Annotated in this window: 11 protein-coding genes and 1 pseudogene; 8 read left to right on the forward strand and 4 right to left on the reverse strand. The window is 59.4% G+C overall.

Features of this window, described 5'->3' with window-relative positions; all coding sequences use genetic code 11:
• The first annotated feature begins 1 nt into the window (after nt 1).
• Nucleotides 2–556: a TetR/AcrR family transcriptional regulator gene (locus BDD14_RS23490; protein WP_130421731.1), complete on the forward strand. Its 555-nt coding sequence runs from the start codon at nt 2–4 to the stop codon at nt 554–556.
• A 153-nt stretch (nt 557–709) separates the two neighbouring features.
• On the opposite strand, the pseudogene BDD14_RS23495 reads toward BDD14_RS23490, so the two are convergent.
• Nucleotides 710–1,871: pseudogene (locus tag BDD14_RS23495) on the reverse strand (IS30 family transposase).
• A gap of 1,282 nt (nt 1,872–3,153) precedes the next feature.
• Here BDD14_RS23495 and BDD14_RS23500 point away from each other — a divergent pair.
• On the forward strand, nt 3,154–4,245 hold the full coding sequence (locus BDD14_RS23500) for an IS5 family transposase (protein ID WP_130417184.1): 1,092 nt from the start codon (nt 3,154–3,156) through the stop codon (nt 4,243–4,245).
• A gap of 241 nt (nt 4,246–4,486) precedes the next feature.
• Here BDD14_RS23500 and BDD14_RS23505 read toward each other — a convergent pair whose 3' ends face one another.
• Complete coding sequence (locus BDD14_RS23505) at nt 4,487–5,377, reverse strand: SDR family oxidoreductase (protein ID WP_130423541.1); 891 nt, start codon at nt 5,375–5,377, stop codon at nt 4,487–4,489.
• 65 nt (nt 5,378–5,442) lie between these two features.
• Nucleotides 5,443–6,423: an SDR family NAD(P)-dependent oxidoreductase gene (locus tag BDD14_RS23510; protein ID WP_130421733.1), complete on the reverse strand. Its 981-nt coding sequence runs from the start codon at nt 6,421–6,423 to the stop codon at nt 5,443–5,445.
• A gap of 116 nt (nt 6,424–6,539) precedes the next feature.
• Here BDD14_RS23510 and BDD14_RS23515 point away from each other — a divergent pair, with 116 nt between their 5' ends.
• Entirely contained in the window at nt 6,540–7,118 is a 579-nt protein-coding gene (locus BDD14_RS23515; protein WP_130421734.1) for a TetR/AcrR family transcriptional regulator, read from the forward strand.
• Between the two features lie 166 nt (nt 7,119–7,284).
• Nucleotides 7,285–8,157 (forward strand): tRNA pseudouridine(55) synthase TruB, encoded by an 873-nt coding sequence (gene truB, locus BDD14_RS23520; protein ID WP_130421735.1) that lies wholly within the window; start codon nt 7,285–7,287, stop codon nt 8,155–8,157.
• On the opposite strand, the gene BDD14_RS23525 is transcribed toward truB, so the two are convergent.
• Nucleotides 8,138–8,881, reverse strand: a complete 744-nt coding sequence (locus BDD14_RS23525) for an arylesterase (protein ID WP_130421736.1) — start codon at nt 8,879–8,881, stop codon at nt 8,138–8,140. The genes truB and BDD14_RS23525 overlap by 20 nt on opposite strands.
• 67 nt (nt 8,882–8,948) lie before the next feature.
• On the opposite strand from BDD14_RS23525, the gene BDD14_RS23530 reads away from it, so the two are divergent.
• From BDD14_RS23530 to BDD14_RS23545, 4 genes are all read left to right on the forward strand, one after another.
• Nucleotides 8,949–9,659: an ABC transporter ATP-binding protein gene (locus BDD14_RS23530; RefSeq protein WP_130423543.1), complete on the forward strand. Its 711-nt coding sequence runs from the start codon at nt 8,949–8,951 to the stop codon at nt 9,657–9,659.
• Between the two features lie 2 nt (nt 9,660–9,661).
• The gene (locus BDD14_RS23535) at nt 9,662–12,244 is read left to right on the forward strand and encodes an ABC transporter permease (protein ID WP_130421738.1); all 2,583 of its coding nucleotides are present in this window, start codon (nt 9,662–9,664) and stop codon (nt 12,242–12,244) included.
• A gap of 68 nt (nt 12,245–12,312) precedes the next feature.
• Complete coding sequence (galK, locus tag BDD14_RS23540) at nt 12,313–13,485, forward strand: galactokinase (RefSeq protein ID WP_130421739.1); 1,173 nt, start codon at nt 12,313–12,315, stop codon at nt 13,483–13,485.
• Nucleotides 13,482–14,516, forward strand: a complete 1,035-nt coding sequence (locus tag BDD14_RS23545; RefSeq protein ID WP_130421741.1) for a UDP-glucose--hexose-1-phosphate uridylyltransferase — start codon at nt 13,482–13,484, stop codon at nt 14,514–14,516. Before galK ends, BDD14_RS23545 begins: the two co-directional genes overlap by 4 nt.
• Nucleotides 14,517–14,887 lie beyond the last annotated feature (371 nt).

The following is a 14,887-nucleotide window of genomic DNA, read 5'->3' on the forward strand; positions in this document are numbered from 1 at the left end:
CATGGGGCGCCCGAAGAACTTTAGCCGCGAGGAAGTGCTGGAGAAGGCGATGCCTGTCTTCTGGAAGCACGGATTCGCGGACACGAGTCTTCAGGACCTGGAACGAGCCACAGGCGTGAACAAGTCAGGGCTCTATACGGAGTTTCGCGACAAGGAAGATCTGTTTGTAGCGTGCCTTCGGCACTATCTTGAGAGCCAGGACGAGAGAGGGCTTCTCACCAAAGAGCCTCTCGGCTGGAAGAACATCGAAACATTTCTCAAGAATGGTCCCCTGAACAACGGAGAACAGCAGGGATGTTTTGCCATCAACTCGATGCGGGAGTTCGCCATCCTTCCGGACGAGGCTTATGGCGCCATTACCGGGAATCGAGCATTGCTGCACCACCTTCTCTCCATGAATATCGAAGCCGAAAAGCCCAGGATGGCTTCTTCTGCAATTGCGGAGATGGTTTTGTCCTTTTTTTCTGGGTTGTGCATCGAGCGCAACCTGAAATCCGGCAAGGCCTCGTCCACCCGCAAGGTCGAAAACTTCATGACCGCCCTTCGCAGCCTATGATTGAAGGATGGGCCCCCTGAAGGCGGCTTATCATCAGTGACGAGAACGGGCGTTTCCATTACTAATCCTGGGAGCTGAACTCAACAGCATTCAATGAATTGGAGCGGAGCTCATAGATAACTTGATGTCCACTGCCCGGAAAGTCCGGCGGTCTCAACCGGTCGATGCAACACCGGCTTGGAGTTTACTCGCAGGAGTTTCAAAGTCCAAGGTTTTTCGCGGGCGTTGATTTAAGCACAGCGCTACTTTGTCGAGATCGGATTGAGAATAGCCGGACAAGGCGGTTTTTTTAGGGAGGTACTGTCGCAGCAGCCCGTTCGTGTTTTCGTTGGTGCCGCGCTGCCAAGGGCTCTGCGGATCACAGAAGTAGACTTTCACATTCGTGGCCACCGTGAAGCTCTTGTGTTTGGCCATCTCCAGCCCTCGGTCCCACGTCAACGAGCGCCGCAGGGACACGGGGAGCTTACGAACCTGCCGGCTCAGCGCGGCGACGACCGTCGCTGTGTCTTTGCTGGGCACTTTGACCAGGATGGTAAAACGCGAATGTCGTTCCACCAGTGTTGCGATGTGACTGTTCCTGGTGCCGCCGAGCAGATCGCCCTCCCAATGACCGGGAATGGCGCGGTCTTCAATTTCTGCAGGTCTTTCCCGAATGGAGATGGCATCGACGATCTGACCTCGGGACTGTCCGCCAGCCCGAGAGTGCCGTGAGCAGCGGATACACCGCTTGGACCGCAGGTGCTGAATCAGCTCTTTCTTTCTTCAACACTCCTCGTGCCTGGATGAATAAGCTGCGGTAAATGGTTTCGTGGGACACGCGCATGCTCTCGTTCTTGGGATACCGTATCTTCAACCATCCCGAAATCTGTTCCGGCGACCAGTCCAGGATCAGTTTACTGGCAACGATCGTCCGCAGCTTCCCGCGGATGGCAAGAAGGCACGCCTTGGGTCGCTGAGCCGACTCCCAGGCCTGAGGATCGGCTTCATTGGCTCGATAGAGTTGACCCCCGCCGTGACCCGCCACCTCCCGGCTCACCGTCGACGCAGCCCGCTGCAACCCTTTGGCTATCTCCCGAATCGACGAACCGGAAGCAATTCCTCGTGAGATGTCTTCCCGCTCGGCCACCGTCAGCGTTCGCAGCGAGCGCCGACGAGCGGCCGGAACTATCCCGCCCCGCTGCGACAACAAGAACTGAATGGAGCCATGGTGCTTGCCGAAGGCGCGCCCAATCTCATGCAACGACTCGCCCGCCTTCCAACGGCGCCACATGTCGGTCCTCTCCGCGGAAAGCCTGTCCCGTTTTCCTTGTGTCATAAACACCACCTTTAGAAAAATGATTCATATCAGATGGTGTGGCATCGACCGGTTGAGACCGCCCCGCCTTGCGGCAAGTTCGATTGAAGTTGCCGATAACCCGTTTTCCGGCAGCTACCTGAGCCACTTGTCTGAGATGGCGACTACACGTCCATGTGAAATGAGCGCCGTCAACAAGTGACTTGGCGATTTGGCGCGAATCGACATTTGAGTCGTGACCGAAGTCGGGCTGAGGTTAGTGCTATCCCAGGTATCAGAATCGAGACCTCGGGCACCGAGCTTTGGCGGGCGATCAGGATGTGGGCCACCCGCCTGTCATCCTAATCGACCCCAGCGAAGCGAAGGGAGTCGAAGAACCTGCATTTGACCATCTGTAGCAGGTTCCCAACAAACGCCGAATGCAACTCGCGTTTGCGCCGGTGCAATTGGGGTTCAGATGGTCCAGGTCGACTCCGGTCCGAATGATCTTCTACTCCTCCCTTGACGTCATGCGCTTGCCCGTAAATCGGAAACCACCTGGTTGGTCAACGCAGTTTTCACCCTGCAAATTGCACGAGGAACTTTCGCCGGTGCCAGCCAGGCTGTTTCGTCCCGTAAGGTGTAACCGAAGACTCAGCCTTTGCAGTGCGACATTGCCAGTGGAATCAGAAGCAAAGGAATAAAAGACTGCGTTGCAGCTGTCCGACTTATTGCACTTCCATGCGCCATAAAAGGTCCCCATAGGAGGTGCTGAAGGGGTTGTCACGACTTGTCCGATTAATGTGTCCATCTTTTATACTGAGTTGCCAACCTCTACGTTATCTGAGTGGAAATGTTTTCTCATTTTGGCTTCTGGTTTCCAAAATGACACTCGTGTAGCTGCACACTACGATTTCGCCAAGACCGTGTGTGCCTGGGAAGGTACAACAATAGCTGAGGGACGAGAAAATAGCACTCAACGAAGAGGCGCACACAACCACAGGAATTATGAAGGCAATTGCGTGGTTGCGAGAAATGAGACGACCTATACTCGCTGACAAAATGGAACGCGAATTGTTGCATGTGAATCATGAGAAAACCGGAGCGCTATCGGTCGAGCATTCATCCTGTTCGATTCTTTGATTTGAGTCAGCGATCAATCTGGAATTTAGAGGACATCTTCGTGCTAGCTGAGAGCCGGTGGTAATGTCGTGGCGGCCATCGGTAAACACTGGCCGACTTTCCATTACTGATCAGTCGTCTAGGAGCTTGTTGAAATAGGTTCTGGCTTCGTCTGATCTGGGTGTTGGTCCGTCTCTGTTGTATGCGTGGCGACGAGCGGGTTCAGGGTGAGATGTTCAGTTGTGTGACGTTGGAGCAGCGGGTTCCACAGGATCATCCTTTGCGCGAGATTCGCAAGTTGACGGATGCAGTTCTGGTGTCGCTGAACGAGGATTTCGATGCGCTATATTCGGCATCAGGCCGTCCTTCGATTGCGCCCGAGTATGTGCTGCGGGCGCTGTTGTTGCAGGCGTTTTATTCGGTGCGTTCGGAGCGCCAGTTAGTCGAGCAGCTGAACTACAACCTGCTGTTCCGCTGGTTCGTCGGCCTGGGCATGGACGACGCGGTGTGGAACCATGCCGTGTTTTCCAAGAACCGCGACCGGCTGCTGACGTCGGACGTGGCGCAGCGGTTCTTCGCCGAGGTGAACGTGCTGGCGAAGCGCTTCATGAGTGACGAGCACTTCACCGTGGACGGCACGCTGATCCAGGCCTGGGCATCGCAGAAGAGCTTCCGGCCGAAGGATGGCTCCGATGATGGCGACGGCACTAACTTCCGTGGGCAGAAGAGGTCGAACGAGACCCATCAATCGACTACCGATCCGGAGGCGCGGCTCTACAAGAAGAGCTATGGCAAGGAGTCGAAGCTCGCGTACCTGGGCCATGCGCTGGTGGAGAACCGCAACGGCCTGATCGCCGCCGCGATGGCGACCCAGGCCGACGGCCATGCCGAGCGCGACGCCGCCCTGCTGATGCTCGACGAGCGGCAGAAGAACAGCTCGCGGCGCATCACGGTTGGTGCCGACAAGGCCTACGACGCGAAGGACTTCATCGCCGGAGCCCGCGCCCTCAACGTCACCGCACATGTGCAGAAGAACGACAAGGGACGCCGCTCGAACCTCGATGGCAGGACCACCCGGCACGCCGGCTATGCGCTCAGCCTCAGCCGCCGCTGGCTCGTGGAGAAGACATTTGGCTGGTTGAAGCAGACCGGTCCGCTCGACCAGCTGAAGGTGCGAGGACTCGCCAAGGTCGACTGGATCTTCGTCTTCAGCTGCGCCGCACATAACCTGCTGCGTCTGCCAAGGCTCATCCAAAGCCATACTCAGCAGGACCCACAGCAGCAGTGCGCCTGAAGGCCGGTTGAGTCTTCAACCCGGCAAGAAAACATGCCGCAGAATCCGCCAGCCAGCCGTCATAAACAACCCAACTCCCCTGCATCAACCCAAAACCTCATCAGTAAAGGAGTCAGCTCTAGCTATTTCAACAAGCTCCTAGAGGCTCCCTGCCACGTGTAAGCCATGCTCGAAGCCTGCGAGGCCTAACGAAAAGCGCACCGGCACTCTGCAGGCAGCCACCGGTGCGCCGTCGGTCGACTCAGACTTGTGTGTAGTCCATGCCGTCCAGGTCGGCGATCAGGCCCGGCCCTGTTGGCTTCCAGTTCAGCTTCTGTTGCGTGAGCGCGCTGGAGGCCGGCATATCGTGCCCGGCGAAGCGGCCAAGCCAGCCAAAGTGTGCCTCTGACTCCTCAGGCTTGATGCTGACCACCGGAACTTTCAGCCCGCGGGAGTGCGCTTCGACGATGGCCTTCATCGACACGCCCTCCTCGTCGACCGCGTGATAGATCGCGCCCGGCTCCGCCTTCTCAAGCGCCAGACGGTACAGCAGCGCCACGTCGGAAACGTGTGCCGCCGGCCAGCGATTGTTGCCGTCACCGATGTACGCCGAGACACCCTTCTCGCGCGCCACCGCGAGAAGGTAGGGTACCAGCCCCTGCTTGCGCATGTCGTGCACCTGCGGCAGCCGCACCACCGAGGTGTTTACGCCGCGCGTCGTCAACTCCTTCACCGCCGCTTCCGAAGCTGCGCGCGGGTTCCACGAAGCGGTCGCTCCGTCCTCCGTCGATGGGTTGCCATTGACATTGGCCGCGATCGCCGTCCCCGAGGTGACAACGAACGGCCGGTTCGAGCCCAGCAGCACCTCGCCCATCGCCTCGATCGCCTTGCGGTCGTCATCACAGTTCTTCTGGAACTGCGAGAAGTCGTGGTTGAAGGCCATGTGAATGACGCCGTCCGACTTGGCCGCTCCGTCGCGCAGGCTGTCGAGGTCCTCGATATTGCCATGCTTCACATCGGCTCCAGCTGCTCGCAGAACTTCGGCGCCGGCCTCCGATCGTGTCAGCCCAAGCACCTGGTGCCCTGCCTGAATCAACTCCGGAACAAGCGCCGAACCGATGAATCCCGCTGCCCCGGTCACAAAGATACGCATGATGATGTCTCCTTTAGGTCCACAAATGCGCGGCCAAGCCACCTCGCCTGTCCCCAGGCACCTGCTTACTGGAACGTCTCGCCGACCAGTTCTTCGCTTTTCTTCCAAAGCGCAACAGCGTTTTGTGGATCGAGAGCGTAGCCGCGCACTCCTTCGTCAAGCAGGCCCAGCCTGGCATCATCTGCGACGACGTCACTCACGTGGCAGTTCTCGCAATACCGTCCTCCTACCTCTTCGGCGGGCGCAACAACAGCTGCCCATACTGACGTGGCGGCTCCCTGGGGAACCGTTTTGAACTGGAACGGCCCTTTGCCCTCTGCTGCGGCCTGTTCATTGATCTGTTTGACCATTTGTTCCATGTGGGCCGGATCCATGTGGCGGGCAAGCTCGGTCTGTATGCCTCCTGGATGTACAGCCGCCGCGCGGACCCCGTGCTCTCGATGCCGCTGATCGAAAGCAACTGCGAAGAGAATGTTCGCGGCCTTCGAACGCCCGTAAGCCACGAAGGATTCGTACGGCGTCGTCTCAAAGTTGGGATCGTTCAGGTCCACATTGCTGAAACGGTGCCCTGAGGAAGAGAGGTTGACCAAGCGTCCGCCGTCCTTGATGAGCTTCGCGATACGGTTCACAAAGACGAAGTGGCCCAGGTGATTGGTCCCGAATTGCGTCTCGAAACCATCCTCCGTCTTCCCGAACGGAGTCGCCATGACGCCGGCATTTGCGATGATCACATCGAATAGGCGGCCATCGGCAACCAGCTTGTCCGCGGCGGCGCGCACGCTCTTCAGGCTGGCGAGATCGAGCTCGACCACCTCGAAGCTCGCGCCGGTCTCCGCCGCGGTCTTGCTGACTTCCGATGTGGTCCGCTTTGCCTTCTCCAGATCACGTGCTGCGCCTAAAACATCTGCGTTATGCGCCACCAGCGCACGGGCCGTCTCCACGCCGAGGCCCGCAGACACCCCCGTGACCAGAATCCGCTTACCCTTCAGATCGACCCCTTCGAGGACATCTTCCGTCGTTGACTTTGCTCCAAATTTCGCTGCCATGCTGCACACTCCGATCACAAATCTTTGACATGGGCCTCGGCCCGGAATAAAACGAAGTCAATCTCCGTTATGCTAATGAGATTATCGGAGAGTTCCTCCGGTTTCAGAAAAAGTCGATGAAAACGTCAGCCGCAAAGAGAACTGGCCGCAAGCCCCGAGCCGACGCGCAGCGCAACCGTGAGCGGATTCTCGAAGTCGCGAAGCAGGTTTTCACGCGCCGAGGCGCCGAGGCCAGCATGGACGAGATCGCCAAGCGCGCCAAGATCGGCCCGGGGACGCTCTACCGTCACTTTCCTACGCGCGATGAGCTGCTGGCCGCCGTTTATATCAGCGAAGTCGAGAAGCTGGCCGAGGCGCAGAGAAAGTTCTCCGCCGAGCTGCCTCCGGTCGAGGCGCTGCGGGCGTGGATGCTGATCTTCATCGACTACATTGTTGCGAAAAAGATCATCGCTCCGGCGTTGAACGCAATGGCAGGCGGCCCTTCTCCGGTGTTTCAGCAGACCAACGGTCTCATGGAAGAGGCCGCCAATGCGCTAGCGAGCCGCGCCATCGCCAGCAGAGATCTTCGGCCAGATGTCGATCCAATGGACATGCTGCGCGCCATCTATGGGGTCTCCAGCGCGGGCAGCACAGACGATTGGCCCGAAAAGGCGCGGCAGTTCGTGGACATCCTCATTCAAGGCTCCCGGCCTTAACGAACAGCCTGTCTGCTAAGTGGTGCCACGCCGAAGGAATCACAAGCCGATACTCACCAAGAGGGATTTCCAACCCGACTCGCAGATCAGTGAACGCAAGCTGACTTCACAGTACTAATCTCTTGTCGCCACACTAGAGGCCATAGCCGCTACACTATTCGATGGAATGAATGGACTATTGGTTATAGACAAGTCTGCGGGTATCACCTCGCACGACGTGGTTGCGATCGTCCGGCGGGCCTCCGGCGAGCGCTCGATCGGTCATCTTGGCACCCTGGATCCCATGGCAACAGGAGTTTTGCCCCTGCTGATGGGAAAATACACTCGCCTCGCGCAGTTTCTCGGGCAGTCAGATAAGTGGTACGAGGGCCGAATACGTTTCGGCTACGCTACGGATACCTTCGATGCCGAAGGCACGCCCAGCTCGCCGCCGAAGCCGTTGACTCTGACCCTCGAGCAGCTCCGCAGGCTGGCTGAAAGCTTTCGCGGAGAGCTAGATCAGGTGCCTCCCGTCTACTCCGCCAAGAAGATTCAGGGTGTTCCCGCTCACAAGCTTGCCCGGGCGGGCGCCGAGGTAGCGGTGAAGCCCGCTCGCATCACCATTCACGACTTCCAGCTTCTCTCCCTCGATGCCGAGGAGGCGGCCTTCACGATGCATGTCTCCGCTGGAGGCTACGTCCGTTCCGTCGCACAGGAACTGGGTCAGCTTGCCGGGTGCGGAGCCCATCTCTCGATGCTTCGGCGGACGCGCGCAGGAGCTTTCACCCTGGATCATACAATCAGCATCGATGAGCTGAAATCGCTCACCCCCTCCGGTATCGAGGCTCGGCTGCCGCATCCGCGCACTCTGCTGCCCGAGATGCCGAGCGTCACGGTCGACGAGCAGACTGCGGGCAGGCTGCGGAACGGATTGCAGGTCAATGTTCCGGACTTCTCGCACGCACCGCTGATCAAGATCTTTACCAGCCCGGTTGACCTGCTTGCCATTGGGCGGCGTGTCGCTGGCACGCTGATCCAGCCTACTGTCGTGATTGGCTAGAGGGTTGCTTCTTGAGCAAAGGCTGAATCAGTCCGAAGATATTCTCCGCGACGACTTTGTTGCCTGCCCCGGTTGCATGGGTCCGATCCGGCTGCATCATTCCGTCGACCCCGAAGACTCCCTTCAGTACAAAGGGAATCATGGGTATGCGGTACTTCTTCGCTACCAGGTCATAAGTCTGGTTGAACTGACGAATGTAGTCCGGGCCATAGTCCGGAGGTAGCGTGATGCCCGCCAGCACCACCTGGGTACCGCTGGCGACCAGTGCCGAGACGATCTTGTCCAGGTTGGCCCTCGTGTCGGCGATTCGCATCCCCCGCAGGCCATCGTTCCCGCCGAACTCCACCACAACCAGCGCGGGCTTCATCGCGATCACCCTGTCGACGCGCTCGACGCCATCCTTCGTCGTATTGCCGCTGACGCCTGCATTCACAATTCGATAGCTGTATCCCTTGCTGTCAAGATCGGCCTGCAGGAAGTCAGGGTACGCCTGCCCCGGATCGGTTCCGTATCCCGCCGTCAGGCTGTCGCCGAAGCAGACGATGCGAGGACGCGTATCGCTCTCAAGTGAAGGTTCAGGGGTCTCGTTCCCGACAGTTGTAGGCGACTGTGGCGTCGTCTCCGCCTCCTGTGACGATGAGACCGGTGGAGGTTGGCTGGACCGGCAACCCGTAAGAGAGATCAGGATTGCCGCTAGTATAGGAACAATGGCGACTCGCCGCATTGCTACGAATCTATCAAACAAGACGACGTCGAGCCGAGGGGGCCAGGGAGTGAAGGAAGGATCTACGATGATTGCGGTCGAAGGGTTACGCAAATCGATCCGGAATGGGGCTCGCACGGTCGATATCCTCAAAGGCATCAGCTTTACCGTTCCTGCCGGGCAGTTTGTGGCGATCATGGGCTCCTCCGGCAGCGGCAAATCGACCCTTCTGGGCCTGCTGGCGGGCCTCGATACTCCAAGCGCCGGGGATGTGCGGCTGAACGGAAACGCGATCTCCTACCTGCCCGAAGACAAGCTTGCCAAGGTTCGGGGAAAGACCGTGGGATTCGTCTTTCAGTCGTATCAACTTGTTCCTACGCTCACCGCTTTGGAAAATGTTCTTCTGCCCTATGAGCTCAACGCCGAAGATTCAAACGGCAACGACGGTCAGCAGCGCGCTCGCGAGCTGCTGAGCAGTGTGGGGCTGAGCGACCGGCTCGATCACTATCCCGTGCAGCTCTCCGGTGGCGAACAGCAGAGAGTCGCCCTGGCGCGAGCCTTCATCCTTCGTCCGCCCATCGTTCTGGCGGACGAGCCGACCGGCAATCTCGATACGACCAACGGCGCCCACGTGCTCGAGTTGTTACTGCATCTCAATCGCACCGTAGGGACGACACTCGTTCTCGTCACGCACGATCCGGTGCTGGCAGGCTATGCCGACCGACGCATCGTGCTTCGTGACGGAACCGTCATCTCCGACGCACTGCAGCAGCCCGTTCAACCTGCGGCGGCTGTCTAGCGATGGCCGCGCTCTCGTATCGTTCTGCCATCAAGATCGCCACCCGCGAGCTTCGCTTCTCGCGCGGCAAGTTCTTCTTCGTCGTCCTGTCGGTGGCCATTGGCGTCGCCGCGCTGACCGGCGTCCGTGGCTTCTCCTCTTCCTTTCGTGGTGCGCTGCTCGATCGTGCCCGGTCGATCATGGCGGCGGATCTCTCCGCACGCATGTTTCAGCAGCCCACGCCCGAGGAGCAGAAGGGACTGGATGCCATCGCGGCAGAATCCGTCCAGATAACTCCGGTCACCGAGATGCTCTCGATGGCGAGCTCAGCCAAAACGCTCGACCCTCTTCTTGTCTCGCTCAAAGCAGTCGATCCTTCGCTCTATCCGTTCTATGGAGACGTAGAGCTCGCGCCGGCGGGTAAGCTGAAGGACGTTCTCAAGAGCGACACGGTTATTGTCGCCGACGATCTGCTCGTAAGGCTTCATCTGAATGTTGGGGATTCGTTGAAGATCGGTAGCCGCCTCTTTCGCATTGCGGCTGTTGTGGTGAACGAGCCCGATCGGCTCTCCGGGAACTTTGCCGCTGGGCCGCGTGTCTTTATCTCGCGCGAGGGGCTCGATACCAGCGGTCTGCTTGCGCCGGGCAGCCATGCGGGGCAGCGGTATCTCTTCAAGGTTCCGAGGCCCGCCAACGGCACACCCATCTCCGAGAAGGCGGTTGCAGATCTGAAGGAGCGGCTTGAAAAGCTTCTGCCTGAATCTCAGGTGATCGACTACCGCGAGACCAATCCCGCGCTCACCCAGGGGCTCGATCGCGCCACCAGTCTGCTTTCGTTGATGAGCCTGGTGGCCCTCGTTCTAGGCGCTGTCGGCGTTGCCATGGCCATGCGTGCTCATCTGGAGCAGAGGCTCGATACGATTGCGATCATGAAGTCTCTCGGCGCAGGATCTGCCGAGATCATCCGCATCTACCTGATTCAAACGCTTCTGCTCGGGTTGCTGGGGGGTCTTCTGGGAGTCGCTCTCGGGGGATTGGTGCAGATGGCTTTTCCTTACTTTCTGGGAAAGCTGCTCGGTGTCCCGACGGTCGTGCATCTGCAGATGCGCACGGTGTTGACCGGGCTTGGTGTGGGCATTCTTACGACGCTCCTGTTCACTCTTCCTCCGTTGCTCGACATCCGCTCGGTCCGGCCTCTTCTCATTCTTCGCCGCACCGTCGACGAGAGCTCCGACCCGTTCCTGACCGCGCTGCGGAAGAGAGCGACCCAGAATCTCTCTCAGATCGCTGCGGTGGTGCTTATTCTAACCGGGCTCGCCGCAATTGCGACGACATTGTCTGACTCCGCGACGGTTGGACAGGTGTTTTCGCTCGGCCTTGTCGCGGTCCTGGCTGTTCTGCTTGCCGCCTGCGCCGCGCTTCTCGCTGCCTTGCGAAGTTTTCTCGGCAAGACCCGATTGCATCTGCCGTCGGCGATCCGGCACGGGCTTGCCAATCTCTATCGCCCGGGCAATCCCTCCGCGGCCCTGCTGGCTGCCGTTGGGCTGGGTGTGATGCAGATCATGTCGGTGTTTCTGGTCCAGCACGCAGTCGTAAGGGAGCTCCACCTTTCGAGTGCTCCCAATCTGCCCAATGTTTTTCTCGTCGATATAGTTCCCAAGGAAATTGATGGCGTTCGACGTCTGCTCAAGTCGCAACCCAGCGTGACCTCGGAACCGGAGCTTCTGCCGGTCGTCTCCTCGCGCATCATTGCTATCGACGGAGTTCCTGCCACCAAAGCCACGCTCAAAAACTTTCCTCGAAGGATGTTGCGATCGATCTCACTCACAACCTTTACGAGCGCGCCTCCGGGTACGACGGTCGTCGATGGCGCATGGTGGTCCGCGCAGGAGAATAAGCCTGTGGTTGCGATCGGGCAGCGACAGGCGGAGCGTCTCGGCGTTCACGTGGGGTCGAAGGTGACCTTCGCCGCGCAGGACTCCGAGATCGTCGCTACAGTCGTCGCGCTCACCAAGGTGGATGGACAGCACACCTATGCACGGGCGGAGTTTATTCTTCCGGAGCCAGTTCTCAAGGGGCTGCCGGTTGTCTGGTACGGCGGTGTCCATGCAGATCCGAATCGCGTGGGACAGCTGCAGCGGGCACTGTACCGAGAGTATCCTACGGTGACGGTCATCAATGTCGCGCAGGCGCTTGAGACTGTGCGCTCCGTGGTGATTCAGATCACCTACGTGATTCAGTTTCTCGCGGCCTTCAGCGTCTTCGCGGGCATCGTCATCCTGGCGAGCGCCATTGCGGGAACGCGTTATCGCCGGGTTCGGGAGGTGGTCGTGCTGAAGACGCTGGGAGCTACCAGGGCACGTATCGCCGCTGTCTTCTCGATCGAGTTTGCGGTTCTCGGGCTGGTCGCGGGCATCGTGGGGATTGCCTTCGCCAACATCATCGCGCGTGTTCTGCTCGGAAGGATGTCGGTTCCGTTTCACTTCCACTGGAGCTGGGCGGCGCTCGCTCTGCTGGCTACCGCTGCTGCCACGGTTGCGACCGGCTGGGCCGCGAGCTTTCGCGTCTTAGGGCAGAAGCCGCTCGAAGTGTTGCGTGAAGAGTGATCGATCGAACATGGAGAGGCTGTAGGATGGTGGAGGTTTGCAATCTCTAAAATCTTGCGGTGCAGGGAATGACAGTAAAAAGCGAAGCGGTTCTGCTTGCGCATCAGGATAGATTCGGACAGCCAGGCAAGCTGTTTCGGGCCCCGGCCAGAGTGAACCTGATTGGGGAGCACACCGACTACACCGGCGGCCTGGTGATGCCGATGGCGATCGATTTTCATACCGTGGCGGTCATCGGTCCCAGGCACGATGACCGGATGATGTTCTACTCCGAAAACTACAAGGAAGAGACCGTCGTCGAGAAGAATGATCTGAAGCTCGGTCGACGCGGGCACTGGAGCGATTACCCGGCAGGTGTCGCATGGAGCCTTCAGATGGAATGCATCGAGTTCGGCGGCTTCAACATGACCCTTGCGGGAGACGTTCCTCTGGGCGCGGGACTGAGCTCGTCGGCCTCGGTGGAGGTTGCCGTGGCGATGGCCATCCAGGATTTCGCGGGCACGACGCTTCCGCTCGAAAAGGTTGCGACGCTCTGTCGGCGGGCAGAGAACGAGTATGTGGGAGCGAAGAGCGGAATCATGGACCAGTTTGTGGTCGCCGGGGCCGTGGCGCGCCGCGCGATGATGCTGGATACACGCTCACTCAAATTCGATCTTCTGCCGCTTCCCGATGACGTGCGCGTGGTGATTGCGAACTCCATGGTGAAGCATGCGGTTGCGACGGGCGAGTATGGCAACCGGCGTGACGAGGTTGAAGCAGGGCAGCAGGTGTTGCAGCGCGAGCGGGGAATCGAGCTGCTGCGCGATGCCACGGTTGCCGATCTCGAGGCATGTCGCGAGAAGATGTCTGCCGAGAGCTTTGCGCGGTGCAGGCACATCCTTACCGAAAATGCCCGTGTGCTCAAGGCTCGCGAGGCCTTGCTGGCCGGCGACATGAAACGCTTCGGGGCGTTGATGGTCGAAGCGCATGCGAGCTTCCGCGACGACTTTGCGGCGAGCTGCCCGGAGGTCGATCTGCTGGTCGAGTTCGCCCTGTGCCAGCCGGGCTGCAGTGGGGCGAGGATCACCGGCGGCGGGTTCGGAGGCTGCACGGTGAATGTGGTGAGCGAATCGAAGACCGAGGCGTTTGTTGCCGCGCTGCGGCGGGAGTACGCGCAGGCTATGGGAATCGACGCGGACTGCTTCGTCTGCGAGCCAGCGGACGGTGCTCTGGCGCTGGCGCAGGAAGGCGGTACGGCTTGAACCCGCTGGCACAGCAGAATCCTCACCGCCGATTCAATCCGCTGAAGCGGGAGTGGGTGCTGGTCTCGCCGCACAGGACGCAGCGTCCGTGGCAGGGGCAGGTGGAAAAGCCGGTTCAGCCTGCTGCGCTGGCTTACGATCCGGATTGCTATCTCTGTCCCGGCAATCTGCGCGCCGGGGGACTGCGCACGGACAACTACACCAGCACATACGTCTTCGAAAACGACTTCGCGGCGCTGAAACCGGATGCTCCGCGCTTTCTCGACGACGAGGACGGCAAGGGGCTGCTGATCGCCGAGGGCGAGAGCGGCGTGTGCCGCGTGCTGTGTTTTTCGCCGCGGCACGATCTGACGCTGGCGAAGATGGAGGTCGCGGACATCCGCAAGGTTGTCGACCTGTGGGACGCGCAGACCCAGGAGCTTGGCGCGCGCGATGACATTCAGTACGTGCAGGTCTTCGAGAACCGCGGCGCGATGATGGGAGCGAGCAATCCACATCCGCATGGACAGGTCTGGGCGAGCCGCTCGATTCCGAACGAGGCCGTGCTGGAGCAGGCGGCGCAGGCGGCTTATCTTCAGGAGCACGGCTGCTGCCTGTTGTGTGCCTATCGCGAGATGGAGATGGCGCGCGGTGAGCGCATTGTGGCGACGAATGCGAGCTTTGTTGCGCTGGTTCCTTTCTGGGCGGTGTGGCCCTTTGAGGTGATGATTCTGCCGTCGCGCCACGTTGCGGATCTGGCGGCGATGACGGATGCGGAGCGCGACGATCTGGCGGCGATCCTGAAGACGGTTACCGCGACCTACGACAAGGTCTTCGATACTCCGTTTCCTTACTCGATGGGCCTGCATCCGCAGCCGTTCGATGAGAACGAGCATCCGGAGTGGCACTTCCATCTTCATTTCTATCCGCCGCTGCTACGGTCTGCGACGGTGCGGAAGTTCATGGTGGGCTTTGAGCTTCTGGGCTCGCCGCAGAGGGACATTACACCGGAGTCGGCTGCCGAGACTCTGCGACAGGCCTCGCTGCGGTGAGGCCTACCCCCCCCCGGTACCCATTTTTTACAACCTGTTTGTTTTGTGGTGTTTACTGCAAATTAGGTTCGATAAAATATTGAAGGCAAAAGAGTTAAGTGGCAAAATATTGAATTTAAAAGACTTAGCGGGCTGATGCTCTCGCTTTACTGCCATTTTGGGTGCAGGACTCAAAATGCTGCGATTCTTCGCTTCGCTCAGAATGACGGCTTGGGTACTTCGGTGGGAAGAGGCTTGGGCCTGCCGGGTGCTGACGGAGCTAGTTATCTTTGTTTAATCTTCTTGATCTAAGTATAGAGGTTGCACCGAAACTAATCGGCAGATGGATGTTGTTGCTGCTGCTCGATTTAAGCGGGTCGAGGGCTTGACAG

The sequence above is a fragment of the Edaphobacter modestus genome (assembly GCF_004217555.1).
Taxonomy (GTDB): Bacteria; Acidobacteriota; Terriglobia; order Terriglobales; family Acidobacteriaceae; genus Edaphobacter; species Edaphobacter modestus.

Excerpts from the sequence above, each read along its gene's own strand:
- BDD14_RS23500 (WP_130417184.1), top strand. The coding sequence starts at position 3,154 with ATGCGTGGCGACGAGCGGGTTCAGGGTGAGATGTTCAGTTGTGTGACG.
- BDD14_RS23535 (WP_130421738.1), top strand. The coding sequence starts at position 9,662 with ATGGCCGCGCTCTCGTATCGTTCTGCCATCAAGATCGCCACCCGCGAG.
- BDD14_RS23525 (WP_130421736.1), bottom strand. The coding sequence starts at position 8,881 with ATGCGGCGAGTCGCCATTGTTCCTATACTAGCGGCAATCCTGATCTCT.
- BDD14_RS23515 (WP_130421734.1), top strand. The coding sequence starts at position 6,540 with ATGAAAACGTCAGCCGCAAAGAGAACTGGCCGCAAGCCCCGAGCCGAC.
- BDD14_RS23510 (WP_130421733.1), bottom strand. The coding sequence starts at position 6,423 with ATGGCAGCGAAATTTGGAGCAAAGTCAACGACGGAAGATGTCCTCGAA.
- BDD14_RS23530 (WP_130423543.1), top strand. The coding sequence starts at position 8,949 with ATGATTGCGGTCGAAGGGTTACGCAAATCGATCCGGAATGGGGCTCGC.
- galK (WP_130421739.1), top strand. The coding sequence starts at position 12,313 with ATGACAGTAAAAAGCGAAGCGGTTCTGCTTGCGCATCAGGATAGATTC.
- BDD14_RS23505 (WP_130423541.1), bottom strand. The coding sequence starts at position 5,377 with ATGCGTATCTTTGTGACCGGGGCAGCGGGATTCATCGGTTCGGCGCTT.
- truB (WP_130421735.1), top strand. The coding sequence starts at position 7,285 with ATGAATGGACTATTGGTTATAGACAAGTCTGCGGGTATCACCTCGCAC.
- BDD14_RS23490 (WP_130421731.1), top strand. The coding sequence starts at position 2 with ATGGGGCGCCCGAAGAACTTTAGCCGCGAGGAAGTGCTGGAGAAGGCG.